The 25,919-nt window shown below is 51.7% G+C and carries 26 protein-coding genes; 4 read left to right on the forward strand and 22 right to left on the reverse strand.

Annotated elements, in window-relative coordinates; translation table 11 throughout:
* Positions 1–197 precede the first annotated feature (197 nt).
* The 6 genes from EBB_RS03775 to trpE all read right to left on the reverse strand — a co-directional run bounded on the left by EBB_RS03775 (position 198) and on the right by trpE (position 5,519).
* Positions 198–1,361 (reverse strand): TIGR03862 family flavoprotein, encoded by a 1,164-nt coding sequence (locus EBB_RS03775; RefSeq protein WP_229427530.1) that lies wholly within the window; start codon positions 1,359–1,361, stop codon positions 198–200.
* Positions 1,362–1,398: 37 nt separating this feature from the next.
* Entirely contained in the window at positions 1,399–1,626 is a 228-nt protein-coding gene (locus EBB_RS03780) for an aspartyl protease family protein (RefSeq protein ID WP_192392537.1), read from the reverse strand.
* A 26-nt stretch (positions 1,627–1,652) separates the two neighbouring features.
* Positions 1,653–2,792, reverse strand: a complete 1,140-nt coding sequence (locus tag EBB_RS03785; protein ID WP_192392538.1) for a hypothetical protein — start codon at positions 2,790–2,792, stop codon at positions 1,653–1,655.
* Positions 2,789–3,340 carry a DUF4365 domain-containing protein gene (locus tag EBB_RS03790; RefSeq protein ID WP_192392539.1) on the reverse strand — a complete coding sequence of 184 codons (552 nt, stop codon included), beginning with the start codon at positions 3,338–3,340 and terminating at the stop codon, positions 2,789–2,791. The genes EBB_RS03785 and EBB_RS03790 overlap by 4 nt, the downstream gene beginning before the upstream one ends.
* Positions 3,341–3,423: 83 nt before the next feature.
* Positions 3,424–4,014, reverse strand: a complete 591-nt coding sequence (locus tag EBB_RS03795; protein WP_192392540.1) for an anthranilate synthase component II — start codon at positions 4,012–4,014, stop codon at positions 3,424–3,426.
* Positions 4,011–5,519 carry an anthranilate synthase component I gene (gene trpE, locus EBB_RS03800; protein WP_192392541.1) on the reverse strand — a complete coding sequence of 503 codons (1,509 nt, stop codon included), beginning with the start codon at positions 5,517–5,519 and terminating at the stop codon, positions 4,011–4,013. Before trpE ends, EBB_RS03795 begins: the two co-directional genes overlap by 4 nt.
* Before the next feature lie 175 nt (positions 5,520–5,694).
* Between trpE and EBB_RS03805 the strand changes: the two genes are divergently transcribed.
* Positions 5,695–6,015 carry a hypothetical protein gene (locus tag EBB_RS03805; protein ID WP_192392542.1) on the forward strand — a complete coding sequence of 107 codons (321 nt, stop codon included), beginning with the start codon at positions 5,695–5,697 and terminating at the stop codon, positions 6,013–6,015.
* A gap of 333 nt (positions 6,016–6,348) precedes the next feature.
* On the opposite strand, the gene EBB_RS03810 is transcribed toward EBB_RS03805, so the two are convergent.
* On the reverse strand, positions 6,349–7,362 hold the full coding sequence (locus tag EBB_RS03810; RefSeq protein ID WP_192392543.1) for an IS110 family RNA-guided transposase: 1,014 nt from the start codon (positions 7,360–7,362) through the stop codon (positions 6,349–6,351).
* A 95-nt stretch (positions 7,363–7,457) separates the two neighbouring features.
* On the opposite strand from EBB_RS03810, the gene EBB_RS03815 reads away from it, so the two are divergent.
* Together EBB_RS03815 and EBB_RS03820 are read left to right on the forward strand one after the other, a co-directional pair.
* The gene (locus EBB_RS03815; protein ID WP_225587226.1) at positions 7,458–7,799 is read left to right on the forward strand and encodes a transposase; all 342 of its coding nucleotides are present in this window, start codon (positions 7,458–7,460) and stop codon (positions 7,797–7,799) included.
* A 44-nt stretch (positions 7,800–7,843) separates the two neighbouring features.
* Positions 7,844–8,200 carry a TraK family protein gene (locus EBB_RS03820; protein WP_192392544.1) on the forward strand — a complete coding sequence of 119 codons (357 nt, stop codon included), beginning with the start codon at positions 7,844–7,846 and terminating at the stop codon, positions 8,198–8,200.
* 105 nt (positions 8,201–8,305) lie between these two features.
* On the opposite strand, the gene EBB_RS03825 is transcribed toward EBB_RS03820, so the two are convergent.
* The 4 genes from EBB_RS03825 to EBB_RS03840 form a co-directional block, all read right to left on the reverse strand.
* Positions 8,306–8,488: a hypothetical protein gene (locus EBB_RS03825; RefSeq protein WP_192392545.1), complete on the reverse strand. Its 183-nt coding sequence runs from the start codon at positions 8,486–8,488 to the stop codon at positions 8,306–8,308.
* Between the two features lie 77 nt (positions 8,489–8,565).
* Complete coding sequence (locus tag EBB_RS03830; protein ID WP_192392546.1) at positions 8,566–8,838, reverse strand: hypothetical protein; 273 nt, start codon at positions 8,836–8,838, stop codon at positions 8,566–8,568.
* Between the two features lie 185 nt (positions 8,839–9,023).
* Positions 9,024–9,350 (reverse strand): MafI2 family immunity protein, encoded by a 327-nt coding sequence (locus EBB_RS03835; RefSeq protein ID WP_192392547.1) that lies wholly within the window; start codon positions 9,348–9,350, stop codon positions 9,024–9,026.
* Between the two features lie 20 nt (positions 9,351–9,370).
* Complete coding sequence (locus EBB_RS03840) at positions 9,371–10,474, reverse strand: RHS repeat-associated core domain-containing protein (RefSeq protein ID WP_192392548.1); 1,104 nt, start codon at positions 10,472–10,474, stop codon at positions 9,371–9,373.
* A gap of 198 nt (positions 10,475–10,672) precedes the next feature.
* Between EBB_RS03840 and EBB_RS03845 the strand changes: the two genes are divergently transcribed.
* A complete protein-coding gene (locus EBB_RS03845) occupies positions 10,673–10,843 on the forward strand; it encodes a hypothetical protein (protein ID WP_192392549.1) in 171 nt (56 codons plus the stop codon).
* Positions 10,844–10,930: 87 nt separating this feature from the next.
* Here the strand turns inward: EBB_RS03845 and EBB_RS03850 are convergent, their stop codons facing one another.
* From EBB_RS03850 to mmoX, 11 genes are all read right to left on the reverse strand, one after another.
* Positions 10,931–11,524, reverse strand: coding sequence for a hypothetical protein (locus EBB_RS03850; RefSeq protein WP_192392550.1), 594 nt, complete (start codon positions 11,522–11,524; stop codon positions 10,931–10,933).
* A 16-nt stretch (positions 11,525–11,540) separates the two neighbouring features.
* Positions 11,541–15,902, reverse strand: a complete 4,362-nt coding sequence (locus EBB_RS03855; RefSeq protein ID WP_192392551.1) for an RHS repeat-associated core domain-containing protein — start codon at positions 15,900–15,902, stop codon at positions 11,541–11,543.
* A 411-nt stretch (positions 15,903–16,313) separates the two neighbouring features.
* Positions 16,314–18,101 (reverse strand): sigma-54-dependent Fis family transcriptional regulator, encoded by a 1,788-nt coding sequence (locus tag EBB_RS03860; RefSeq protein WP_192392552.1) that lies wholly within the window; start codon positions 18,099–18,101, stop codon positions 16,314–16,316.
* A 212-nt stretch (positions 18,102–18,313) separates the two neighbouring features.
* On the reverse strand, positions 18,314–19,996 hold the full coding sequence (groEL, locus tag EBB_RS03865) for a chaperonin GroEL (RefSeq protein WP_192392553.1): 1,683 nt from the start codon (positions 19,994–19,996) through the stop codon (positions 18,314–18,316).
* Positions 19,997–20,016: 20 nt separating this feature from the next.
* Entirely contained in the window at positions 20,017–20,457 is a 441-nt protein-coding gene (locus tag EBB_RS03870) for a hypothetical protein (RefSeq protein WP_225587227.1), read from the reverse strand.
* Complete coding sequence (mmoC, locus tag EBB_RS03875) at positions 20,426–21,463, reverse strand: aromatic/alkene monooxygenase hydroxylase FAD-binding subunit MmoC (protein ID WP_192392554.1); 1,038 nt, start codon at positions 21,461–21,463, stop codon at positions 20,426–20,428. The genes EBB_RS03870 and mmoC overlap by 32 nt, the downstream gene beginning before the upstream one ends.
* Before the next feature lies 1 nt (position 21,464).
* Positions 21,465–21,725 (reverse strand): soluble methane monooxygenase-binding protein MmoD, encoded by a 261-nt coding sequence (mmoD, locus tag EBB_RS03880; RefSeq protein WP_192392555.1) that lies wholly within the window; start codon positions 21,723–21,725, stop codon positions 21,465–21,467.
* A gap of 156 nt (positions 21,726–21,881) precedes the next feature.
* Positions 21,882–22,379 carry an aromatic/alkene monooxygenase hydroxylase subunit gamma gene (gene mmoZ, locus EBB_RS03885; protein ID WP_192392556.1) on the reverse strand — a complete coding sequence of 166 codons (498 nt, stop codon included), beginning with the start codon at positions 22,377–22,379 and terminating at the stop codon, positions 21,882–21,884.
* A 9-nt stretch (positions 22,380–22,388) separates the two neighbouring features.
* On the reverse strand, positions 22,389–22,814 hold the full coding sequence (gene mmoB, locus EBB_RS03890) for a methane monooxygenase regulator MmoB (protein ID WP_192392557.1): 426 nt from the start codon (positions 22,812–22,814) through the stop codon (positions 22,389–22,391).
* Between the two features lie 9 nt (positions 22,815–22,823).
* On the reverse strand, positions 22,824–24,002 hold the full coding sequence (gene mmoY / locus EBB_RS03895) for an aromatic/alkene monooxygenase hydroxylase subunit beta (protein WP_192392558.1): 1,179 nt from the start codon (positions 24,000–24,002) through the stop codon (positions 22,824–22,826).
* A gap of 28 nt (positions 24,003–24,030) precedes the next feature.
* The gene (gene mmoX, locus EBB_RS03900; RefSeq protein ID WP_192392559.1) at positions 24,031–25,614 is read right to left on the reverse strand and encodes an aromatic/alkene monooxygenase hydroxylase subunit alpha; all 1,584 of its coding nucleotides are present in this window, start codon (positions 25,612–25,614) and stop codon (positions 24,031–24,033) included.
* Between the last annotated feature and the right edge of the window lie 305 nt (positions 25,615–25,919).

Below are 25,919 nucleotides of genomic sequence, written 5' to 3' on the forward strand. Positions count from 1 at the left end.
TCGATCAGGTACGTGGAGCTTTCACGGTGGTATTTCCAATTCGAATCAAAGATACAAGGAACGTGAGCGACACGCCCATACCCTCGCTTTGCAATTTCGAGTGGATCTGCCCAAAAAATGAAATAAGACATTTAACACTAATGACGGGTTACCATAAGTTTAACAATAGCATAAAAAACGGAAAACATAAGCGTCATTTAACAAAAAACAAGGACATCCATAACCAGCATCTCGCCGGCGACAAATACGCCGGGTAACGCGGTAAGCATAAGATTTTGATCAACGCTGGTAAAGCTCACGCCGCCGGCGCTGCTGATCGCCTCGGCGATGGGCCGGGTGGCATGGACGGTGATGGGTAAAGCTTTGATAGTCCTCGCCAGAATGGCTGCATCAGCAAATTGCGCTTTACTGAGCACCTCATGCAGTAAGGCCGCTTTGACGCCGGAAATGCCAACCCGACTCTGTAAATGGCTGGATAAGGACCGGGAACCCCGAGGGCGGCTGATTTCGGCCAGCACCCGTTCTTCATCGCGTCCGGGCAGTAGGTCAACCGTGAAGGTAGCATTGCCGTGAACATGCAGATATTCGCGCAGCCGCCGCGAAAACGCGTAAATCAGGCTGCCTTCCACGCCGTGCGCGCTAATCACCATTTCGCCTAGTCTGCGTTCGGTATAGCCCTGCGTGTCGGTAAAGGTCAGCGCTACCGATTTGAGCGGCGCGCCGGCAAACTTCTCGCGCAGATGCGCACTCCACGCTACTTCAAATCCGCAATTAGCGCTTTGCAAGGGTGCAATTTCCACACCGCGCGCCTGCAACCAAGTCACCCAAGCGCCATCCGACCCCAGTTGCGGCCAGCTGGCACCGCCCAGGGCCAACACGGTTGCCTGTGGCTTGACCGAAATTTCGCCTTCCGGATTGCTCAGACGCAACGCCCCATCGTCATCCCAACCCAGCCAGCGGTGGCGCATATGAAAGTGCACACCGTTCGAACGCAAGCGATGCAACCAGGCGCGCAGCAGCGGTGCGGCCTTCATCTCCGTTGGAAACACGCGGCCGGATGTGCCGACAAAGGTTGCTATGCCCAAGCCTTGCACCCAGGTTCGTAAGGCCTCCGGAGAAAAGGCGTTCAGCATCGGTTCCAGTGCGGCACGTTGTGTGCCGTAGCGAGACAAAAACGGCTCGAACGGTTCCGAATGGGTAATGTTTAATCCACCTTTGCCGGCCATCAAAAACTTACGCCCGGCAGAGGGCATCGCGTCATACACAGCGACGCTCAAGCCGGCCTGGCTTAGCACTTCGGCGGCCATCAAGCCGGCCGGGCCGGCGCCGATGATGGCGACGGAATGTTTTGATTGGATCACGGATCTAAAAGGTAGGAATGGATATTGCGGTAGCTATTTAGCCAGTGCTACAGGATAGTTCGGATGTTGCGGATTGACTATCAACACCTGCTAGGGTCACGACCTGCCGGCTGACCTCGGTAATATGGAAGCCAAGTTGCAAGGCGATTTCTTCGGTAACGCACATGAAAGTTGCGCCGGTATCGACCAAGGCATCAATATCGACTTGTTTGCAGTTGAAGAGGTTGGTTAATTTGAGAATGACAGCCGAACTATTAATACACATATCGAATGAGCACGAACGATGATAGATCAAGATTGGATCAAACCAAAAGAGGAGAGTTCTGTCATTTGTCTTGGTTGCCGTCCGGGTAGAAGCTTTCCAGATACTCGAATATAAGCACCTTCGGTCATATGTGCTTTGTCTGCTTCCTGATATTGCTGAGGGTCCAGAGAGACTCTTGCCCTGACACTTTCACCTTCTTGAAGCAGCAAATTTAGTATGACCTCGCCTGATCTATGCCCGCCCTCACCAATTTCGCCGGAAAGACGTTCGACGGTTCCGATAAATGTATCGATAGAGTGACCCTCCTTAGGGCGAAGTTCACGACGAATCTCTTCAATTCTTCCAAAATAATCTCGTTGAAATCGTAACGTCCCGTTTATTGAATCCTTTGCTGAAATCGGCTCTAACGCCGACCAGTCAAAGCTTATATCAAGAGAGTTACCTAAGGTTTCATCATAAAACTGTGTTAAAGCTTCGCAAAGATTTGAGGAAAGAATGGGGGTTGGTGTTGATTTCAATGACTCTACAAATTGATCCAGCGAGTCCCCTTCGATTGCGAATATCAATTGTTCCATGCCTCGTTTTAAAGCAAGCGTTACTCGACGGACAAACGGTAAATCACTTTCGTCTCCCATTGGCAGAGCCCCTTGAATATCAAGAGCATGAATCGGACACGAAACTTGGAGCACGAAACTACCTGGCTCTGTGTGACCAAATCTGGATTTTTCTATAAGTTGTTGTGCTTCCGTAAACGCCAAGCGAGGGTGATATGCTCTTGGCCGCATAACGGTGCAGGCTGAGGCCTTCAATAATTGTTGTAAGCCGGAAACCAGTGATGTAGTAAAGCTTAACGGAAGAGAACGGTCCCCGTTTTGCTCAGAAAATATTCGGAACCGCAAAGAGTCTTCACGAACATTTAATGCTCGTGTTCTAATTGATCTAGGGTGTTCGTCCAGAATTTCGCTAAGCTTGTCTATTACTCGTTGGGTGGACTCGGCATAATCTGGAGCCACCAAATCCATTGGAAATGTTAATTGCCGATTAGGGAACTTAGGATTTCGCAATACATATAATCGATCTGAAAGCCCTTCTTTCAACAACTCCCAGCCTAGCGATTTCGTAAAATCCCGTAAATCTGTCGGCGAAATCAATGATTCTTGATTCATTTAATCACCTCAGAGTATTGGGGAACTTTGTTATGGGAAAGCGATGCCATTAAAGCCATTAGTCCTTCAGGATCAAAGCGATTAGCTTTCGGTAAATATATTGTTTGGGCCGAGGTATTGTTAGATGGTTTTGCTCCTCTCAAGCTTACCCAATATGCACATTTTCTTAAAGTCAGGGCATCTTCATTCAGACTAAGCCATTCTTTGCTACTTTCAGGTAGAAATAGCACAACTAAAATTCTAGGTGTCGAAATAGCTTCGCTACGAAGGTCATCGTAACGAGAAATACCTGCTAGGGAATAAGACCAAAATTTATCTTCGGATTCTATAGGTTGTTTTACTGTTGCCTTCAATTGAACCTTAATATCAATTTCTTGCCGATAACCTCCGCCAGGAAATGGTCCCCAACCTGTCAGTTCTGCGTCTATACCTGCATTATCATCATGTCTGGAACCGAGCTTGCAACCAACTCCCGCCTTGGAAGCTACAGCGTGAATATAGGCGTAACTCAATTCTGCTTCGATATCGTTAGTTGAGAGCGGTCTCACGTATTTTCCCTTTTGAAAAATTGATCTCTGTGGACGGTGCTTGTTCAGTATAGTTACAAAACGGATCAACCGATTCCCAGCGATTACCGCTCCAAAAAATTCCGCAACATGTCATGCCCATGCTCGGTCAGAATCGATTCGGGGTGGAATTGCACGCCTTCAATATCTAGCGTTTTATGCCGCACGCCCATGATTTCGTCGATGTTGCCGGCATCGTCCTGAGTCCAGGCGGTCACTTCCAGGCAATCGGGCATGGTCACTTGCTCGATGACCAGCGAGTGATAACGGGTCGCGGTGAACGGATTGCTCAAGCCTTTGAACACGCCTAAATCTTTGTGATACACCGGCGACACTTTGCCATGCATGATCTGCTTGGCATGGATGATGTTGCCGCCGAAGGCGTAGCCTATGCTTTGGTGGCCCAGGCAGACGCCTAATATCGGATACTTGCCGGCGTAGCGGTGGATGGTGTCCACGGAAATGCCGGCTTCCTTTGGTGTGCAGGGACCGGGGGAAATGACGATTTTGTCGGGGCGCAACCCGTCGATATCCTCCACCGTCACTTCGTCGTTGCGCACCACCACCACGTCGGCGCCGAGTTCGCCGAAATATTGCACCAGGTTGTAGGTGAAGGAATCGTAGTTGTCGACCATCACCAATCTGACGCCGCTCATGTTTGTGCTCCTTTAGATTGAGCCGCGCTGCTCAGGAGGCCGGCTTCGGCCATGCTGACGGCGCGGAACACCGCGCGGCCTTTGTTCATTGTTTCATCCCATTCGTTACGTGGTACGGAATCGTAAACGATGCCGGCACCGGCCTGAATGTGTAAAGTTTGATCTTTAATCACCGCCGTGCGAATGGCGATGGCGGTATCCAGATTGCCGGACCAGGAGATATAACCCACAGCGCCGGAATAAATGCCGCGTTTAACCGGCTCCAGTTCGTCGATGATTTCCATTGCGCGAATTTTCGGCGCACCACTGACGGTGCCGGCCGGAAAGGTGGCTGCCAATACGTCGAAGGCGTTCTTGCCCTCTTGCAATTCGCCGGTGACGTTGGAAACGATGTGCATCACATGCGAATAGCGCTCGACGATCATTTTATCGGTGAGTTTAACGCTACCGATTTTCGCTACCCGGCCGGTATCGTTGCGGCCCAGGTCGATTAGCATCAAATGCTCGGCGATTTCTTTCGGATCAGCCAGCAGTTCTTTTTCCAGCTCCAGATCCTGCTCATGGGTTTCGCCGCGTTTGCGGGTGCCGGCGATTGGTCGCACCGTCACTTCGTTGTCTTCCAGTCGCACCAGAATTTCCGGCGACGAGCCCACTACATATAGATCGTCCAGGTTCATGAAAAACATATACGGCGACGGATTCAAGCAACGTAAAGCCCGATACAAATCCAGCGGCGCGGCTTCAAACGGAATCGACATACGTTGCGACAACACCACCTGCATGCAATCGCCGTCGGTGATGTATTGCTTGGCTTTTCGCACTGCATCTTCGTAGCCTTGCTGGGTAAAGCCGGAGACAAAATCGTGTTCGTGCACGTGCTTAACGGCCGGGTGCGCTTGCGGATTGGCTTGCAGTTCGCGCAGTTTTACCACCAGTTCGTCTAGTCTGGCCTTGGCGTTTTCGTAGGCGTGGGCTTGTGCCGGATCGGCATGGGTCAGCAACAGCATTTTGCCGGACAGGTTGTCGAATATCAGCAAGTCTTGCGACACCATCAACAGGATGTCCGGCGCGCCGATAGGGTCCGGCTTGCCACTGGGTTGTAAACGCGGCTCAATGTAACCTATCGTTTCATAACCGAAATAGCCAACCAGACCGCCGTTGAAGCGCGGCAAACCCGGCACATCCGGCACCTTGTAGTTCTGCCGAAATTCTTCTATCCATTCCAGCGGTTGAGCGTGCTCGAAAGTTTGGGTGTCCTGGCCGTCTTTTTCGACCGTGATGCTATGGCCGCTGATTTTGATCCGAGTTTTGCAAGGCAAGCCGATGATCGAATACCGTCCCCACTGTTCGCCGCCATGCACGGACTCAAACAAATAGGAATAAGGGCCGTCGGCCAGCTTTAAATAAGCGCTGAGCGGCGTGTCCAGATCGGCCAGCACTTCGCGGCAGATCGGGATGCGGTTATAGCCTTGTTGGGCGTATGCGGTAAATTCGGCGGGTGTCATTATTATTCTCTTGAAGCAACCGGTTGTGCAACTCGCGATTGTAACGCACAACGCGCCCAGCAGCGACCCGCGCGGCTGAAAACTGAGCCTACTGCGAAATTGCAGACTGTTTACACGTCCAAAATTAAACTGGTTGCACGTTGATAGCCTTATATTTTGCACCCCATCTAACGGGTTGATAAAAATAGAGTCGTTACAGCGTGACATTGAGGCGTTGGAGCAGGAAAAGCGTCAGCGTTTGGGACAAGAGGCGGCAGCAACTGATCAAGGGCCTTCGGCAGCTGATAGCCCTGTCGGCAAGGTTAAAACATTGACGGTGAATAAAGGGGCATTGGAGAGTCCATGCGCATTTCAGGTGTTGCACTTCGGTTTTGAATCTGCCGGTTGTGCCGAGTTATGCGAGGCGCAACGGTCGCGAACGATGCGCCTGTCGGCAGCATCCTATAGCGCATATATGGACTCCTCCCCAATTGCCAGCCAAGATTCCCAAAAATAATGTTTCCAACAGAGATCGAGATTGCAGCCATATATTCGGTCTCTTGATGAAGGTGCTTGATTGACCTTCGGACCCTGATGAATCTATCCGCGCGCTTTTTCCACTAACACCTTAACGGTTTCTAAAGAACCTATGCGCTAAACGGGATTTAAAAGCACCGGTCTGACCTGTTGAATGTCATCACTTTTGAGTGACTTGCCTCCGCAATCTGTTGAACTCGTTTATAGCGTTTGCATCACCGGATTGAGAGTTGTCCACGCTTTGCCCGACGCCGGAACCCTTCTCTCGTGTGGAGGCGTTGGGCAAAGGGTGGGCAACTCGGACATCACTCAATCAAGCCACTTGGGCCGCATATTCGCCAGAGCCAGTGGCCAGTGCCCAGATAATCCGGGCATTCTTGTTAGCTAAGGCCACGGCGGCCTTGTTGAAGCCTCGCCGTTCGATTAAGGCTTGTAGCCAGCGGCTCAACGGGTCGCTCTTGTCGCCGCAGTATTTCAATACCGCCCGGGCGCCGTGGATCAACAAGGTGCGCAAGCGCCGATTACCCCGTTTGCTGATGCCGAGCAAGACTTGGCGGTCGCCGCTACTATGCTGTCTGGGCACCACGCCCAAACTGGCGGCGTAATCACGACTGGACGTATAACCTTTGCCATCCCCCACATCGGCGGCGGCCAAAGTGGCGGTGAGCGGGCCTATGCCCGGAATGGCAATCAGACGTTTGCTCAAGGCATTTTGCCGGCACAGCGCTTCGATCTGCCGATCCATAGTTTTGATGGCCTCATCAATCGCCACCAGGGCTTGATACTGTTCGGCAAACAGCGCGCGGCTGAGCGTCGACAGTTGCTTCTCGGCATCTTCCAACATCAACGGCAACTGTTTTCTGACCTGATGGGCACTTTTCGGCAACACCAGCCCGCGCTCGGCCAAATGCCCGCGAATCTGATTGATCAAGGCCGTACGCTCCTCGACTTTGCCTTGGCGAATGCCATGCACCATGGCCAGGTCTTGTTGTTCCATGTTTTTAATGGCCACCGTACGTTTGTTCGGTTGCCGCGCCGCCGTAAAGATCGCCTCGGCATCGTTGAAATCGTTTTTGTTGCCCACCACGAAGGCTTTCACGTAACGGGCGTTCAATAGCACGACCTCATGACCCAGTGCTTGGAACGACCGTGCCCAGTGGTGCGAACCACCGCAGGCTTCCAGCGCGATCAGGCTTGGTGGTAGTTGAGCTATGAATTCCAGGAGTTCCGAGCGCTTTAGTTTCCGCTTGATCGCTTTGCCCTCGAGCATCATGAACAGATGAAACACTTGTTTTGCTATATCCAAACCCACTACGTTACGATTCATTTCGGACTCCTCTTTGTCCCGTTTAAATTTTCGGGTGCATTGTGACACCGCTAGGGGTGAGGAGGAGTCCATGTCATCACCTTATCGCGTTGCTATTGCCGCCCAACCTGTCGCATCGCGAATGGGTCAAGTTCGCCGGACTCGATCCCAAAGCGTTTGAATCCGGCAAAAGCGTACACAAGAAAATGCGGCTGTCCAAGGCCGGTAACCGGCATATTCGTTCGGCATTGTATATGCCGGCTTTGAGCGCCAAACAGCACGATCCGCATGTGCGGGCGTATTTCCAACATCTGATCGACAACGGCAAGAAACCGTTACAAGCCGTCTGCGCCGTCATGCGTAAATTACTGCATGCGATTCATGGCATGCTGAAGCACGACCAGCCGTTTGATAACACGCGGTTTTATGCCATCCCAGAATCCATCATCGCCGAGTAAAAGATGATGAAATTAGTTGCTTTTGAACAGAGTATCTTACGGACTTGCTGGAATTGCTGGCCGAACGGGAAGCGCGGCGGCCATCGCAAAAAGGACGCTCTAACCGGGCCATTTTTTTCGCGATGCAGGCGGAAGTGAAAGCCGCGTTGGACGAAGGTTGGACAGTGGTGCAGATTTATCGGGTCTTGCAGGCCGAGGGCCGAATCAAGTTTAGCTACCAGTCGTTCAGGCTGTATGTGGACAGGTTGATTTTAAATCCGGGGCATACGCGAAAGACATCCAAGGGTGATAAGCCGGCGACGCCACAGGCCAAAAAGCCTGAGCCCGCCGCCACACAAGCTGCGGACAAAGCCAAGGGGTTTGTCTGGAAACAAAACCATAGCAAGGAAGATTTGATTTGACGGGCAAGGCCGGTTGAGGCAAAGACCGTGGGGCGTTTTCGCGATAGCAAAACGCCGGGTGGTTTCGAGGTTTTGGCGGATTGTCGCTACCGCTCCGAATCCGCCTTACGGCCTTAAAGTCAGGCCGTTGCCGTAACTCAGCGCCTTGACCGGGCCGAACGGCAGGTGCTGGATAGTGTCGGCGAGAATGCGGGTCGCGGTTGTTTGGTTGGCATCGTTATCGGTGACCTGGATACGTTGCAGTTGGCCGGCACCCCGATAGGATTTGCCGCGCGAAGCAAGGAGCAACTCTCGCGACCGATGCGCCTAACGGCAGCATCTTATAAGGATGTGCACGTTATCGAGTTGATTTTGAACAGAGCATCTTACGTGTTCACAGCCAAAACCACTATTAAAAAAGAACTTATATAAATTAAAATCATTAAGGCTTTTTCACTAACATTATATTTATTCGGATAAAGTATCCACGAATTTCTATCTTCTACGTTCTCATCGATTTCAAGTCCAACTCTGTTCAAATATTTTCTATTTACCAAAGCTGGACCAAAATATATTAGTAGTGCCGAAAGAATTACTAAAAGAACTTGAGGTACGTTTAATCTCCATAACGCATCAACAAGCTTGGAAAAATCAAACATAATTATTAGACTCCTAAGCCCGCGTAGGGCGCATTAGCGATAGCGTAATGCGCCGAATGTTTAAAGGCCAACATGCGGCGCAATACGGCTACGCCTATTGACGCCCTACGATTGCGCCTTACGGCCTTTGGCAATATTTTGGGAGAGGTGATGGGCAAAATCCATCACCCTAACCCGATCACAAGCTATGTGTAATCTTCACGACGACGATAAACTTTTCGAGTTCCAGGCTCTATTTGTAGATTGTCTTCTTTGCTAATAGTCGTTTCCGCTTCAAATTTTACTGCTCCTGCTTTAGCTTCAGGATATATATCCATCAGGAACACATCAAAGTCGGTGATTATGTCTTCTATTTCTTCCCGGTCAATTTCGTTATCATCTTCCAATACAAACTGAAGCTTCCAAACTGGATTTTTAAATGAAATAGAAACCATCCTAAAGTTAGGGGAAACAGAGCCTAGCAATGCTTGCACTAGCATGACTACAATTTTATTTTCTTCATCTAATGTCATTTTGAGGCGAATCAGTTGTTTTAGTTTGGAGTTGTTGGAACCACGCTTGGTCTTGTAGTTCCTTTGATTATAAAGACATTTGTTGCTTGTCCCGCTATGCCTGCACCAACATTAACATTAGTGCCGACGACACCTTCAACTTGGACAATTGGGAATCCCTGGGAAGTTGTGCCGACTATATTAGCCGACCCATTACGATAAGCATCAAGCACAGCCTGCGCATCAGCAACGCTATTCATATACCCGCCACCACCTCGCTCAGCTAATTCAGCCCTTCCAGCTATATGTCTTAATTGCTTCTGACTAATTTGTGATGCTACAGCAGGAAAATCAGCTGCAGTCTTTCCAATTGACGGACATTTAGGAAATGACGTCGCTGGTTTAATTCCTGGAATAAACGCCATCCCCGCCTCAGCAAACGTTGCTGCTTGTCCAACAGGGCTCAATGGACCATTCATCGGTGAGCCGTCAGGTGGTGCTCGCATACCAGTTGTGCAATTAGACCTTTGTCCATTTGCAGCACATATTTGAATCAATCCACTGTCTTCAAGTCCTTCTGGATCGATGAGGTTTACCGGATTATTCCGAACATAGGTATAGGTATTAATTAATACCCCCATCAACCCAATCGGATCGGATTGCAGGTAGCGCCCGAGGTTAGGATCGTAGAAACGGGCGATATTGTAATGCAGGCCGGTTTCTTCATCGTAGTATTGACCGGGGAAACGCAGGTTCTGGGTGATGAAGGCCGTGGTCGGCGTGGCCTTGCCGAACGGATCGAAACCTGCCGCCCAACTGACGTTGCCCGTGCGGTCCGTGGTTTTTTGGGGCGTGCCCAACCGGTCGTTGTGATAGTAATGGATAGGCCAGGGTGTCTGGTTTGGATCCGAGTCCACGTCATAGTTGATCCGCGCCAATGGCTCGCCTTCCAGGTAAACGTAGCTGTGCGAGAAGGATGTGCCTCCCCACTTGGTTTCATCCAGCAGGTTGCCGCTCAATACGTCATAGTCAAACGCGACGTTACCGTTGTTCGTCAGTTTCATGCTGCGATAGCCGAAGGCGTCGTACTTATTAGCCTGAGCCGAGACTAGGCTTCCGCCCACCTCATCCTTGATGGCTGTCACCAAATGGTCGGTGGTCTGGTAAAAATGCCGGCTGCCTTTCCGGCTTACGTCGCCGTTCGCGTCGTACTGGTAGCTGGCCTGCTGCGCGCCCGTGAGCGCCAGCAGCCCGCGTAGGGCGCATTAGCGATAGCGTAATGCGCCGAATGTTTAAAGGCCAACATGCGGCGCAATACGGCTACGCCTATTGACGCCCTACGATTGCGCCTTACGGCCTTGATTTTAAATCCGGGGCAGACTCGTCGAAAGGCCAAGGGCAATCAGCCGCCGAAACAGCAGGACGCAAAGCCGGAACCCGCCGACAAACAAAAGGAAGACGAGTTGAAAGGGTTTGTCTGGAACCAAAACTATAGCAAGAAAGATTTGACTTGAGGCAAGAACCGCCGAGTGAAGAAGGTGGATGATGGGCACAGGTTGCCAGTCGAGTGAATAACCCGTGGCCGGTTCCGCCTTACGGCCTTAATCATTAAATAATGATAAATATCCATCGCTGTTATAGTCCCAAACAATCTTATGGCCAAACATTTCATAAACTCCATTAATATATCGATTTCGAGTTTGTGTACATCTTTTGTCAGCGTTTGGTATATTCGACCACAATGGACATGTTTCAAAAAAATGAATATCACCTATCCACATTTCTCGTTCATAATTTTCTTTTAGACCTGCCGCCCGATAAAAAACAGCATTTTGATAATGCAAAATGATGTCAGCATCCCACATACATTTTGCAAGTAATAAGCAACTGCTTTTACTTTTATTTGATGCTAACCGTGAGGATAAAGCTTCTTTATAATTCCCCTGTCGATAATAAGAGAATGCCATAAGATTCAATGAGCTTTTATCAGCCAACCCGGCCTTTTTCAGATTATTCACTATCTTAATTGTATCAACGTCATTGGCTTTTAGAAGCTGCAAGTGCTGCTTAGTACAGCCTTCTTTAGCTAACTCTTTTGGATTAATTTTTACAACATAGTCATAATTTATGTCTTTACAGGCATAGGATAAGGTTGAAATAAAAAACAATATCAAGAATATAAATATATTTTTCATATTTTAATTTTATGGATTAATGAGAAGGCCCAGGGCAACATGTTCCATTTTGCAATGTAGTTACTGGCCCATTACCAGAGCGAGTTGGATCAGGGACATACATCTTAATCATGCCACCGGGCGTTCCAAGATAGCTTGGGACTTCACGAAAATCAGCTTGCCAAACATCTGACGGTCGTCCTCTGGAAAAATCATCCTCAGTATCCTTATTAGTACACTGCCCGTGTGTATGGTAAAAGGCAACGGCATCCTCAGCATACCCACTTGGCGGGTAGCTAGGATTTGACTGGGAATTATTACCTTTATCCGATGGATTTGGATAAGAGGCATAAAATTGCGATGGGTCTTGATTACTAACTAGACCTGAATAAACGCTCCCTGCCCATTCTCTTTGATCATTCATGAGAGGGCCTGAACCAGACGTTGAAGTTGACCCATATACCCAATTAATTGCATCCATTGCAGCGGCTTGAGGTGTATTAAATGGATCGCCAGGTTTTAATCCCAGAGGGTCAATCCATCTCAGAGGGTTGTTGCGGGCGTATGCATAGGAATTCAAGCCCCCCGCCAACCCAATCGGATCGGATTGCAGGTAGCGCCCGATGTTAGGATCGTAGAAACGGGCGATATTGTAATGCAGGCCGGTTTCTTCATCGTAGTATTGACCGGGGAAACGCAGGTTCTGGGTGATGAAGGCCGTGGTCGGCGTGGCCTTGCCGAACGGATCGAAATCTGCCGCCCAACTGATGTTGCCCGTGCGGTCCGTGGTTTTTTGGGGCGTGCCCAACCGGTCGTTGTGGTAATAATGGATAGGCCAGGGTGTCTGGTTTGGATCCGAGTCCACGTCATAGTTGATCCGCGCCAGTGGCTCGCCTTCCAGGTAAACGTAGCTGTGCGAGAAGGATGTGCCTCCCCACTTGGTTTCATCCAGCAGATTGCCGCTCAATACGTCATAATCAATCGCGACGTTACCGCTGTTTGTCAGTTTCATACTGCGATAGCCGAAGGCGTCGTACTTATTAGCCTGAACCGAGACTAGGCTTCCGCCCACCTCATCCTTGATGGCCGTGACCAAATGGTCGGTGGTCTGGTAAAAATGCCGGCTGCCTTTCCGGCTTACGTCGCCGTTCGCGTCGTACTGGTAGCTGGCCTGCTGCGCGCCCGTGAGCGCCAGCAGTTTCTGGCTGCCGAGGTCGTAGGTATGCGAGGTCTGTGCGCCATTCCGTTCACTGCTCAGACGGTTGCCTACATCGTCATAGCTAAAGGCATGGGTGTTCACGCCGGTGGTGTTGGACAGCCGGTCCAGCGGGTCGTAACCGAAATTTCGATGACTCCCCGAGGAGCTTAATTCGTCGGCCACATTGTCGAGGTTACCGTTCAAGTCATAGCCATAGGTGGCGGCCATGACGCCCGGCACGGTGCGCCCGGTTTCCCGGTAGTCTAAGTCGTAGCGACGGCTGATCTGTTTGCCATTGCCGTAGGTGAGCGATTTGACCGGGCCGAACGGCAGATGGGTGATGTGAGTTGCTAGCGGTGTTGTTATGTCGTAGACCCAGCTAACGGTACCATCATCCCAGTCGTGCAGCGATACCGAGTCGACTTGGCCGGCCGCATCAAAGCCATAAAGAACTTCACGGTATCCCGAATGCGATATTTTTTCTACTTTGCCATCGGCGTCGTAGGCATAGTAAATAAAGTTATCGTAGGTATACGGCAAACCCTTGGCGGTGATGGAAGTCAACCGTCCTGCCCGGTCGTACTTGAGAGTCCGGTTACCGCTGTAGCCCGAACGCAAGGCGCGCGACAGCTTGCCCAGGTTGCCGTTTTCGTCGTAATAAAACTGCGCGCCGCCGTCGCCACTTTTAATCCGATTCAGCGCATCGTAGGTATATGTTACCGACACATTGGCCGCATCCGTTTTACCGATCCGGTTACCGGCGCTGTCGTAGCCGTATTGAGTAATCCCGGTATTGGGACTGTCCAGTTGCATCAGGTTGCCGAGGCCGTTGTAGCTGTAGACGGTGTCGTGGTTGTTGGCATCGGTGACTTGGGTGAGGCGGTCTTGACCGTCGTAGCGATAGTCGGTCAAGCCGGCGAGAGCATCGGTGCTGCGGATCAGCCGGTTCAGGCTGTCGTATTGGTGCTGGGTGGCATGGCCGTTAGCGTCCGTGACCTGGGTCAGGTTGCCGTTGGCGTCGTATTCGTAGCGTGTGGTCTGGTTGTAGGCGCCGATGTCTTGGGCCAGGCGGTTCAAGGCGTCGTAGACGCGACTGCGGGTTTTAACCACTGCGCCGCTGCTATCGAGAATTTCCTCTTTGGTGCGGTTCCCCATCGCATCCAGCGTGTAATGAATCTTGCCGCCCAGGGCGTCGGTGATGTCGGTCAGGCGGTGCGCAGCGTCGTAGGTAAACGTATGGGTCACTCCGGCTGCCGAGGTAGTTTGAGTCAGGTTGCCGGCTTTGTCGTACGTATAGGCGGTGGTGTTGCCGTCGACGGTTTTTTGGGTCAGGCGGCCGCGAGCGTCGTAAGCAAAGCCGATCACCAAGCCGTTAGGATCGGTCAGTCTGAGCAGGCGGCCGTTGGCATCATAGGCGGTAAAGGTAGTGGTGTGGCCCAGGGCATTGGTGATTTTCCACAGGTCGCCGGGATGGTGAGTGGCCGAGGTATCCGAGTAATAGCTATAGGCGGTGATGTCGCTAACGTCGGTACGCGGGCCGTCGGCGCTCAGCACTTGGCCGAGGTTGTTGTAGGTATAGCTCCACCTGCGGTTTTGCCCGGTCGCGGTATCGGTGACGGTTTTGCTTAGCAGGTTGCCGCCCGCGTCGTAATTGAAGGCGGTGCGCCGGCCAGCCTCGTCGATTTGGGTGGGCAGGCGGTAGTTGGCGTGCCACTGGGTACTGCGTTTGCGTTCGATGCTGTTCGGCGCCGGCGTGTAAGCACTGAGGTTGGCCGGGCAACTCGAACTGGGCGCCAGGCCTTCCACCCGGACGGTTTCCAGGTTGTGGCTAAGATCGTAGGCATAACAGCTGAGGTTGCCGTTGAAGTCGGTGCGGCTGGCGAGATTGCCGTTGGCGTCGTAGCTTTGGGTACGGCTTGCCGCAACACTACCGGCTCCGGCGGGCTGGCTAATAGCGGTTAGTTTCTGAACGTTTAAAATTGTTTGAAATGTGTAATGCCGACTGGCATTGAAACTGTCGACGACATCGGTGCTGTTGTCGTTGTTATAGCTCAAGGTTACTTGTTCGGTACCGCCGGCATGTTGCGATAAATTGGCGCGACCTTGGCTATCGTAGTTCCAAGTTGCATAGCGATTGCCGTTTTCGTCGGTGATGCCGGTCAGGGCATGCGGGAAGGCGGTGTTTTCGTAATGGTAAAGTTTGAAGCTGCCATCCTGATAGATCACTTTGCTGAGATTGCCGGCACTATCGTATTGATATTGGCTACTCAGGCCGTCCGGGTAGGTGACGCTGCTGATTCGGTTAGCGGTATCGTAAGCCAGTTGCAGGCTGTGGCCGAAGGGACCGGTGACTCTGGTCAGGCGTTGATTGCTGTCATAGCTGTATGTCGTAGTGCGACCACTGGCTTCGGTGCGGGACACGATGCGGCCGCTGGTATTATAGCGTTCCACCACGCCCAGTTGATCGGTTAGTGTGTAGCCGCTAGCGTCTTGCGTCAGGCTTAACAGGCTATCGGCATCGCCTTGCCAGAGGCCGTTGCTCAATGTGAACCATTCGGCACGGCCATCGGTTTGGTGGATAAAAATCTTGCCGGTTAGAATTTCCAGACTAGACGCTAGCTGGTAGCTCCAGCCGTAGCCCAATGGACCGTTTACATTGAAGGCGCCGCTGTTGTAATGGCGGGTAAAACCCAGGCCGATGGCATCATTTTCAAAGTCGGTTTCGGCTTGGTATTTGTTGCCGGTTGCTGGGTTACAAGGGTTGCCAACGCAGATTTGGGGTTTGCCTATGGTTTTGGGTGGGAAGCTATAAGCGGTGTAGCATTGGTTGGTGGCAGGGTCTAGGGTTTGGCCGGTAGGGCAAGTAACAATGCATTGTGTACCCGATGCATCAAGAGTTTGATTTGCAATAGTACAGTTTGGTTTAAAACCATAAGCGCAAAATGTATGCGGTATAAAATATGCGGGATAGGCATAGTGCCAATATAGCCAAGCAGCGACTCGCCCGGTTGCACAAGACGGGCCAGAAGACCAGCCGCCGTACAACTTACATTCAGAAATATTCCAACCAATATTATTTCCAGTTGCTATGCAGGCATTATGGGCGCTAGATTCATCAACATATTCAGCCGGATATGCAAACGCGGTTGATGAGACTATTTGAATGATCAAGAAAAACAATTGTTTTGGGACAATCCGCACAAAAGCTCCTAATGCAACATTACTTTGCTTTTTCTAATAAAATGTTTAAAAAGTAGAACTCACCAACACCCCTTCTACGTTTTGTCAGCTCAGCATAGCCGTATAAACTAATTGCAGGATTGGGGTTAACGACTAACGGTTACTCTTTTGTGACCGATTCCACACTCGGCCTAATTTGATCAGCGCTTCAGTCAACCCAACAAACAGAGAAAAAATCATGGGCAACAGCTCTAAAAGCTAACCAAAAAACATATTCGCCAATTGACTAACGGGTAAAACGGGCCATGCAAGGGAGAATCAATGCGGAAGCTGAAAGGCAAAAATACGGCCTAAAACGATCACTTGCTTACACGTCAGCCCGAGGTTTTGCAAGTTGGATGCAATTACGCGCCTGCCGAATCAATGTGATTCTTACCCGACTTTGGAATGCTCCCGCCAGTCGATTTTATCCAGCCCGAAGCGTTCGATTTTACGGTACAGCGTAGTCCGTGTTATCCCCAGGTTTTTCGCCGCCAGGGAAATATTGCCCGCGCATTCCCGCAGGCTGGCTTTAATGCCGTGTAACTCCCAGTCTTCCAGGGTCATGGTACGGCCCGCAGCCGCCGATATTGGATAAGTCAGCAGGTTGTCCAAAGCTTTATTGTCGTTCCCCGGCAGCACTTTACCCAGCTCTTCGACAAAATCCAGCGGCAAATCCTGGCGGGTAATCAGTGTGTCGCCGGCGGTGTATAGCGTCGCCCTGATGACGTTGATTAGCTGGCGAATATTGCCCGGCCACGGGTGCTGCTCGATTAAGGCAATCACGCTGGGGCAAATACTGATTGCCTGCGGATTGGGTAGATTAGCCAGTTCGCGCTGCAAGATGTGGTGAATGATGCCGAGTTTGTCCTCGCGTTCGCGCAAGGGCGGCAGGTGAATTTGTGCGCCGTTCAAACGGTAATACAAATCGCGGCGGAAGCGTCCGGCTTCGACAGCTTCCAACAAGGGTACATTGGTAGCCGCGACTATCTGCACATCCACCTTGAGCGGTTTGCTGCCGCCGACTGGCGTGAATTCCGAGGTTTCCAGGACACGTAACAGCGTGGACTGCAAATCCAGGCTCATATCGCCGATTTCGTCCAGAAACAGAATACCTTTGTCGGCTAACAGAAATTTCCCCGGTTTGCCGGCACTGCGCGCGCCGGTAAAACTACCGGCCTCGTACCCGAACAGTTCGCTTTCGATCAAGTCATGCGGAATTGATGCACAGTTGATCGCAATCAAAGGCTGATTTTTCCGCGGCCCGGCCTGTTTCAGCAGATTGACGAAATGATCCTTACCCACGCCCGATTCGCCGGTAATCAGCATCGGAATCTTATGGTGTTGCAGTTTCACGGCCTTATCTACCAAGGCGGTCAATTGTTCTGAGATTGCCGATTCGTATTGGCTGGGTGGTCTTTTGGCGGGTTTGAACGGGATTTTTTCCAACACCCTCGCTTGCGCAACCGGACTCTGGGTTAAGGGCAGGTTGGTATTTAGTAGTACGCACAACAAATGCAAGAATGCGAACAAGGAGTTCATGCTTTCCTGTCTATCGCTGATCAAGCCGATCACGGCTTGGACGTTGTCGTCCTCATCCAGCAAGGGGTAACCGACCGTGGTGAAGGGGTGTAACAGACTGACAAAATGCTCCATGCCCTGAAAGGCAATCGGTTTTTTCAGTTGCGCGGCGGTGCCGATACCGTTATTACCGAGCACCGCCTCGCTCCAGCGGCTGTGCTTTTCGTACAAACTCAGCATGAAGGGGCTGGCAAATGGATTTTCGCCCAAGACTTGTAACAGGTGTCCGTCGGCATCGGTCAATACCAACATAACGCCGGCTTCCTTCAAAAACACGTCGAACTGATGCCCCAAATGCAGCAGCATTTCGGCAATATTGTGAGCGGCACGGTTGATACGCGGCTCCGGATCGGTGGTGAAACGCCAATGATCCCAGCGCGCGTAATTGCCCAATGGCAATTGGTATTCTTCCAGACAGCGGCGCCAGGATTCCGAGACTTCCGGGCGTACCCAGTCCGTATGATCGGGCACGCAACGGCTTTGCGCCATCCAGCGCCAGGCCTGTATCGGTCGATCAACTTCAAACGCTAGGGAGGTTTTGAACGCGCAGGCTTCTTTGATGATTTTAACGTTGTGGGGCAAGTGCAAGGCAATATCCATTTTTCCTCTTGTATTTTGGTGCGCCAATTTAGTATCGGCACAAAACAAAAATATAAAAAACAGAGGTTTAGCTGCTTTTTACGGCGATGTTGTCCAAAATAACAAAATCAAAAAAAGAGGCAATGCGACATAACGTCACATTGCCTTACTCCATTGCAGAATAATGGATAGCTCTAACTTTCGGAGAGAGGAGGTTGAGGTAGAAATAACAATTACATACGGGGATCTTCACGGGTGGCGGCGGCCCATTCCGGCGAATAGCCGGCCATGATGGACAAGTCCGGCACGTTCATGATCACGGTCTCGCTGCTGATCAAAGTAGCCACCACGCTGACTGCATTGCGCAAGGCGGTGCGCAACACTTTTACCGGATCGATAATCCCAATATCCAGAAAATGCCCGTAGTTCAAATACTGCATATCGACGGCAAATGCCGGGTCAGCCTGGGTGGCTAAGCGCATCAGCACGTCTTCGTTATTCAGGCCGCCATTGTTCAACAATTGCCGGAGCGGCGCGCCCAGTGCCTGCTTGACGATGGCGATGCCTTGCTGCTGCTCGGCATTTTCGGCAATCACTTCATCCAGCACCGTTGTGCAACGCCACAAACCCACGCCGCCGCCGGGTAATACCCCTTCTTGCAGCGCAGCCTTGGCGGACAAATAGGCATTTTCGATGCGCACCAGCCGCTCTTTGATTTCCACGTCGGAGATGCCGCCGAGCTGGAAGCTGCCGGTCTTGCCCGACAGGATAGCGATGCGCTCTTCCAGTTCTTCAGCTTCGTGTAAATTACCGGTGGCGGAACCTTCGCCGGGTTTACGGGCGCGAACCAGCGCCAACTCGCGCCGGAGCGCCTCTATGCGGGTGTTCACGGGTTCGCGCGTACCCGCCGCGCCGATGATCGTCGTATTGCCTTCTGAGATGACCGCGCGCTGCGCCTGACCCAGTTGCGCCAGCGTGACGTCTTCCAGCCGCATGGCCTGCACCTCCAAAATGGCAGTACCGCCGGTCAATAAGGCCAAATCGCTCAGCCTGTTGATGCGTTTGTCACCAAAGCCGGGCGGCTTGACCGCTACCACTTTGAAAATGCCGCGCACATGATTCAGTAACAAGCCCGTTAACGCTTTTTCAGCCACCGCTTCGGCGATTACCAGTAATGGACGGCCTTCAGCAGCCACTTCTTCCAGAATAGGCACCAGATCCATAAAGTCACTGATTTCCCGGTCGTACAACAGAATGTAGGGCCGCTCCAAAACCGCTTCGGCGCGGGTTTTATCGGTGATGAAATACGGCGATAAAAAGCCTTGTTCGTAATGGATACCTTCCACAATCTCCAGTTGGTCTTCGCGGCCATTACCCAGTTGAAAGGTCAAGGTGCCCGCTTCGCCAAGCTCGGCCAGAGCCTGTTTCAGGAGCTTGCCGACACCGGCTTCGCCTTTGCTGGCGACCCGCGTAATCTTTTCGACCCAGTCTTCCGAACTGTCGGTGACAGCCGTTTTTTGCAAATGCTGCTCCACCAAGATCAGCGCCAACTCCATGCCTTTTTGCAACTGCATGGGATGAAAACCGGCCGCGACGCTTTTCAAAGCTTCGACCGCCAGACTGTGCGCCAACACAATTGCCGTGGTGGTGCCGTCTCCGACTTCGCGAGACACCGAACCGGCCACATCCCGCAACATGCGGGCACCCAAATCGGCAATCCGATCTTCCATGACGATGGCATTGGCAACCGTAACGCCATCTCGGGTAAAGATGGGCATGATGCCGTCGGTTCGGTGTTGAATCATCACGGCAGGGCCGGCACTACCCAGCGTAACGCTCGCCGCCCGTGCTACCGCATTGATGCCTTGCAGCAGACGTTGGCGAGCTTCCGGGTTGTAAATAACGTGTTTACTCATGTCTAGGGTGTCCCCATCGGTTAGAGGTGCGAATTTAATTTCATCAAGGTTTGCCCTACCTGGGCGCGGGTTTGCCGAGCACGTTGCGCATTGGCCCAGGTACGAATCAGGATTTTGTCCCAGTAATCCAGGCTGCGTTTAAAGTCCAGCTCTTCTTCATCCGTGAATTCCTGATTCCAGAACGCCTTTAATTCCTGAACTCTGGCATCGCCTAATTTTTCAAAAATCTCCTGCTCATCTATCACCAGTTTTCTGATCGTTTCGTCCAGTTGCACAGCCATACCAACAAGAAACTCTACATCGTCGGCTTTCATAGTCGCCTCAGCGTGGTTGCGCGATTTTTCGATAGGAAAAAAAGGCTGATTTGGATCGGCAAACAGGGTGGCCGCGCATGGCAACGGCAGCGCAGCACCCTGTTTGCCCGTGGCGTTAAGGCGAACCGCTAGGCAGGAATTTTTCAAGGTAGATACGTTCCTTAGGGATGCCCATTTCCGCGCACACCGCAAAGGTGGCGTCGACCATACCCGGCGGCCCGCATAGATATAAATCGGGCTTGGCGCCGGTATCCTGCAAATCGCGGCGCAGGATGTCGACCACGCTACCTTTTTCGCAATGCCAATCGTCCGAACATTTCCAGACGCAGTTTCTCAGCTCCAGCGTCGGCATTTGTGCGGCCAGTTGATTCAGTTCATCCAGATGGAAAATTTCCGCCTCGGTGTTGACGCCAAAATAGATGATGCACTTTTGCGGTTCTTCCCATTCGTGCATCCGCCGCACCATCGATAAGATCGGTGCCAGCCCGGTACCGCCGGCCACAAAATAGCGTGGGGTAAAGCCGTTTTCTTTCAAACCGAAAATGCCCGATGGGCCTTTGACATTTAATTTCTGACCCGGCTTGGCGTCGTTTTTTAAATATTCTGAAAATTTGCCGCCATCGACGATGCGAATCAAAAACTCCAGATCGCCGGTTTTATTGGACGTGTTGGCGGGGGAATAAGAACGGGTGATGGTCGTGCCGGGAATTTCCAAATCAAAAAACTGCCCGGAGTCGAACTTGATGGTTTGATCGTCGCCCGTGCGCCGCAGCAGAAGTTTCACCACGTTGATGGAAATTTGCGTCAACTCAATCACTTCCGCTAAGAACGTTAAACCTTCCGGTGAAAATGAAATCCGGTCGTAGGTATAAGGCACTTCGACTTCTAAATTGCTTACGGGGTAGCAACGGCACAACAACACTTCACCTGCTTCTTCCTCTTCATAGGGCAAAGCCTGTGAACTGCATTTGCCCAAAATATAATCGCCTTCGGCGCAAAATCCTTTGCAAGTCGCACAGCCGCCTTCCCGGCAAGACGACATCAAATAAATATCCTGCCGCACCGCTGCCGTGATGACATCCTCGTCTTCGTAACAGTCAAAGCCGACGGATTCCCCGTCTTGCGTAATGATTTTAATTTGATGGGCGCTCATGTCATTCTCCAAGGCATTGGCTTTTGGCCGACACGCTGAAAAATGCCAATACGTGGTCAACCGCACGCCGCGATGCATCCAGGGTTAGCGAGCAGCCTTCCTGCACCAGTTTTTGGTCACGGTAGATGGTCCAGCGCCACATAAACTCCAGATCTTCGCAGAAAGCAGCGTAGGGCGCGGTGTCGTATAGCGTGGTGAGTTTGTCGGCTTCACTCGGAAATGCGGGCGCAACCGCCGACTTAAAATTTGAGAAAAAATCCATAATACTGATTCTATGAAATGGTTCGTTAAGATCGAAGCGCACACAAACGCCATCTCGCTCACGGCTATGTGAGTGACCAGCAGATTTTGTCCGCTATCGGTTTGTTGGCTATAAAGGATGCGCCACGCGCACAGCGTGGCGCATCCTGCCGGACGATTACTGCAAGGTAACCACTTTCACACCGCGTTTCTTACGCAATTCCTCTAACGGCAAGGCGTAGTAGTCGGTGTTGCGCAGTTCCATCAACTTGGTCCCCAACAGGCGGTCGGTGTCCAGAAACACGTTGACCGGCATAACGGGCGGCTTGCAAGCCAGCCGGAAGTTAATGTGAATGCGCTCCGCTTCGTACATGTCCGTGCATGCCTCCATTTTGACGATCACCTCATTGGCCACTTGCTGGGCATTGGCGCCGCAGGTGCAATTGTTGAGCAATTGGGTGTCGTTGAATTCCTTATGTTTCAACAGCGCCAGCTTTTCTTCGATTTTCAACTCGATCCACAGGCCATCCAATTCCAGCGACCAATCGGTTTTGAACGGGCTCATGTGCTTGGCGCGGAAGTCAGTAATGAAGGCGTGCGCCTTTGCCAGGGTATCCAGCGTGGCAATTTTGGCCATCCAGGCATTACGGGTGGGATTGTCATGAATATTTGCCATGGTGTTCTCCTACGCCGCAGCCAAGTCTTTCAGTTTGACGTCAAGACCCATCAACTCGGACGTGATGGTGAAGGTCTCGCCCAGGGTATAAGCTCGGCCGATGGTGGACGACACATCCACCAACAGATCGTAAACACTGTAGTGCTTGCCCAGTAATTCCGAGACTTCGACGCAGTCGATCTCGATTTTGCCGGTGGCTTTCAACCACCAAAAACCGGCGCGGTCTTCCACCACCAGCGTGGGGTTGTCCGCTTTATGCGACCCCAGCAAAATCTCTTCCACCACGGTGTTGAGTTCATCGGATTTTTTCAGAACCAGCACCACTTCGTGGCTTTCATGTACGACCTGGTTGTCTTCGGCAAAGTATTCATCGGCAAAGGCTTTGCCGTGTTTTTGCATGATGCCTGCGTTGTAAGCATTTGAACTTTTCGACATGAGTTTTCCTTATTTGAGTCCGCTTAACACGGTTTTGACGAGGGCGGCGGTATCGACTTTGTAGTTAATCGGATCGGCAAAATCGCGTTTCCAATCGGCAAACACCCTGACCAACGCGGCTTCGATGGCGGCTTTGTCGCTGACGCCTTTGATTTCCGGAATCGTGGCGTAAATTGCCATGAAGTCCTTCAGCGCATTAACGGTTCTGGGCAGCCATTTATTGGCCCAGGCCCGCATCAGCCGGTTGTTGTAATCACCAAACTCCACATCGGCACCCAGACAGGTATGGAACATGTCGGTGGTGATGCCTTTGGTTTGCGAGAAATACAACTGCATTTGATTGATAAAGAACGGGGTCAAGTTGTCGCCGTAGTAAGACGACAAACGCATAAAGAACTCCCGGCGTACAAATTGACCGAAGATCGGATCGCAAATCATATGACCCGAGAACAAGATTTCATTCCAGTCATAGGTGGCTTGCCAAATATCCTGTACCAGTTCCCTGGCGCCTTTGAAAATCGCGCCTTTAGTCCATTCCTGTTTAGGAATGTCGGTGGACTCGGGGAAGCCCGGCACCAATTTAGACAAAAAGGTTCGTTCCGCTTGAATCATTTGCGCGTTATCGACCTTGTCCAAACCGATCATCGCACTGCTCATCCGCAAGGTGTCGCCCAGGCAATCGCGCACCACGGAGGAGTGCGAATTGAACAAGCCATACTCGTAAAAGCCGAAGGCGCCGAGATAATCGCCCAATACTTCATCGCGCCAGACCGGATCGATGGAACGCACATGGCCGTCGGCGGAATAGGCTTTCAGGAAGCGGTCGGTATAGCGCCACTCTTCGGCTTTATCCTTGACGTACAGCGCATGCCAACGAAAGGCTGGATCGCGGTGCGCCAGCCAATCCGAGCTGCGCATTTCGGTGGATTCGTTACTCCAAGACGGACGGCCGCCATGGAACTTTTGAGTCCAATCACCCCAGTCCAAACCGCCGGGAATCCAGTCCGGTGTGGGCTGGCTATAGCAGCACAACACTTCGTATTCATTGATCCGCTTGCCGCGCGGCTTCATGAAGTAGTTCATTTTGCGCTGGGTTTCCAGAGGTTTGTCCGGCACTGCGGCCATGATCACTGCGGCAATTTCCGGGTCGGTCAGGCCGCGTCTGCCGCCATTTACTTCTATAGACATAAGCTATTTCCTTAAAGAATTGAAACGATTACAGGGCTTTCAAAGGATCGGAAAACACGCAGTTAATCTTTTTGATGTCGTCCAGCGTCCACAACTTGCCGTCTTTGTTGGTGTGTGGCTGGCTGATCAGGGTTTTGCCGTCGCTACGCACGCCAAAGCCTTCGGCAATCACCTCGGACAACTCGCGGCCTTCGTATTGTTCGAAGATGTTTTGGCACTCATAACGCTCAGGCTCGGACAGCCACATTCTTTCGCCCCATTGGTCGCTGAAGGAATGTTTTTTGCCGTTGTATTCCAGTACCCGCAAGGTGCTTTCGCCTTTGCAGTAACTCGGGCAGAACGGTACTTGCGAAACCCGGTCGATATAGATCGGATGGTTGTTTTCGATGAACCATTGGATGGGTAGAAAGCCGCTGCTGGGATCTTCGCAACCACGGGCGCGCCATTCGTCGTAGACTTTGCCGTACATGTCGTACCAGCCTGGGTAGTTGGCTTCGTACCACTCAGCCTCTTCCTGGGTCGGCAGGCTCAAACGGAAGAAGCCGGTGGGCCATAAGGCATAAGCGATCAGGAACAAGTCGTGATGCGCCCAGTAAGCGTCTTTTTTGGCGTCGCGCAAGCTGCGTGGCGACTCGACGCCGTATTTGCCCAAACGGCCGATCCAGATACCGCCCCAATCTTCGTACACCCAGCGGTTCCAGGTTTTCACCCAAGGCTCGACTTTGAAATGACTGCCGTACTCGAACATCATGCCCAATACCGGTGTGAAGTATTTTTGTTGGGTCCAGAAGGCGTTGTTCAAATCGGTATTCAGATATTTCGAAGCCGCTTCGTCGTTGGCGATGGATACCACGGTTTGATAACCGTTAGCCATGTGACGCAACTCGTCGGTTTCGATGGACAAGAACACGGTCGGCGTCATTTCGTCGCCGTTGGCGGACGCCCATTCGGTTACGGCCACGATCAATGGATTGGTAAAGCAGGCTTCGCCGACCAACTGCAGGTTGATGGAGCATTCCACCGCGTCACCGGAAATAAAGCCGTCCGAGAATACCCGTTTCATGCCTTTCCACAGCGGACCAATGGCCCGAGTGCGGCGGGCATCGTTATGACCGGCAGCGTCTTGCCCTTGTTTGGCAAAGTAATAGTTGATGTAAGCACATTGATTGGTGTGACGAATTTCGTCCAGCACTTGGCCCAAGTAACCGTTTTTTTGTTCGGGCGCGGTTGCCGAATCCCACAGCATGCCGGTCGCGGCAATGGCGTTGTATTCGCCCACTTCCAGGAAGTTGGAGATGACCTTCATCGACTCATTCCATTTCGGATGCACGCGGTTCGCGGCATCCACCCGCGTCAACACGTCTTGCAAGCTGCCGAATTGACGCTCGTCCTTCACCGATTCCATGCGGGCATATTCTTTAGCGATTAGCTTGAATTGCTCCTTGGTATCGTTGGCCATTTTGTATTTGGTCGAATACTTGGTGCGATTCTTATCAAAATCCCAGGTAAAGCTCTGCATCCATCTGTGAACCTCCTGTGCCCCTACGCTAACAGGCGCCGGATTGGCGGCCAATGCGTCGGTTGCGGCTTTTGTAGCGGTGCTTATAGCCATATTGAATCCTCGTTGTGGTGTTATAAGAATGGCGAGGCTGTCGTCATTAAGCTAAGCGGTGACTTTCCGTTGCCTTAAAGCGCTGATTGGCCTGGACTGACGCCAGCCTCGGTGGTCAGAGTGCAACACGTGTGCCAGTATTGCGTTATTTGATTAAGCCTTTTATTAACAATGTCTTAGGTGGCATTGCCTATAGCTTGGAGCCGGCGCTTTTTAAAGAATGGGCGTCCAATAACTGGACACTGCTTAGAAATAAGACGTCCAGTTCGCGGGTTTTACTGGTCGATACCGGCACTGCGATACAA

Origin of the sequence: Methylomonas fluvii (assembly GCF_014850975.1) — a bacterium.
Classification (GTDB): Bacteria; Pseudomonadota; Gammaproteobacteria; order Methylococcales; family Methylomonadaceae; genus Methylomonas; species Methylomonas fluvii.

What these genes read in the sequence shown, in the direction of transcription:
- EBB_RS03780 (WP_192392537.1), bottom strand. Translation starts at nt 1,626, where the DNA reads ATGTGTATTAATAGTTCGGCTGTCATTCTCAAATTAACCAACCTCTTC.
- EBB_RS03785 (WP_192392538.1), bottom strand. Translation starts at nt 2,792, where the DNA reads ATGAATCAAGAATCATTGATTTCGCCGACAGATTTACGGGATTTTACG.
- EBB_RS03795 (WP_192392540.1), bottom strand. Translation starts at nt 4,014, where the DNA reads ATGAGCGGCGTCAGATTGGTGATGGTCGACAACTACGATTCCTTCACC.
- trpE (WP_192392541.1), bottom strand. Translation starts at nt 5,519, where the DNA reads ATGACACCCGCCGAATTTACCGCATACGCCCAACAAGGCTATAACCGC.
- EBB_RS03810 (WP_192392543.1), bottom strand. Translation starts at nt 7,362, where the DNA reads ATGAATCGTAACGTAGTGGGTTTGGATATAGCAAAACAAGTGTTTCAT.
- EBB_RS03830 (WP_192392546.1), bottom strand. Translation starts at nt 8,838, where the DNA reads ATGTTTGATTTTTCCAAGCTTGTTGATGCGTTATGGAGATTAAACGTA.
- EBB_RS03835 (WP_192392547.1), bottom strand. Translation starts at nt 9,350, where the DNA reads ATGACATTAGATGAAGAAAATAAAATTGTAGTCATGCTAGTGCAAGCA.
- EBB_RS03850 (WP_192392550.1), bottom strand. Translation starts at nt 11,524, where the DNA reads ATGAAAAATATATTTATATTCTTGATATTGTTTTTTATTTCAACCTTA.
- EBB_RS03860 (WP_192392552.1), bottom strand. Translation starts at nt 18,101, where the DNA reads ATGGATATTGCCTTGCACTTGCCCCACAACGTTAAAATCATCAAAGAA.
- groEL (WP_192392553.1), bottom strand. Translation starts at nt 19,996, where the DNA reads ATGAGTAAACACGTTATTTACAACCCGGAAGCTCGCCAACGTCTGCTG.
- mmoC (WP_192392554.1), bottom strand. Translation starts at nt 21,463, where the DNA reads ATGAGCGCCCATCAAATTAAAATCATTACGCAAGACGGGGAATCCGTC.
- mmoD (WP_192392555.1), bottom strand. Translation starts at nt 21,725, where the DNA reads ATGGATTTTTTCTCAAATTTTAAGTCGGCGGTTGCGCCCGCATTTCCG.
- mmoZ (WP_192392556.1), bottom strand. Translation starts at nt 22,379, where the DNA reads ATGGCAAATATTCATGACAATCCCACCCGTAATGCCTGGATGGCCAAA.
- mmoB (WP_192392557.1), bottom strand. Translation starts at nt 22,814, where the DNA reads ATGTCGAAAAGTTCAAATGCTTACAACGCAGGCATCATGCAAAAACAC.
- mmoY (WP_192392558.1), bottom strand. Translation starts at nt 24,002, where the DNA reads ATGTCTATAGAAGTAAATGGCGGCAGACGCGGCCTGACCGACCCGGAA.
- mmoX (WP_192392559.1), bottom strand. Translation starts at nt 25,614, where the DNA reads ATGGCTATAAGCACCGCTACAAAAGCCGCAACCGACGCATTGGCCGCC.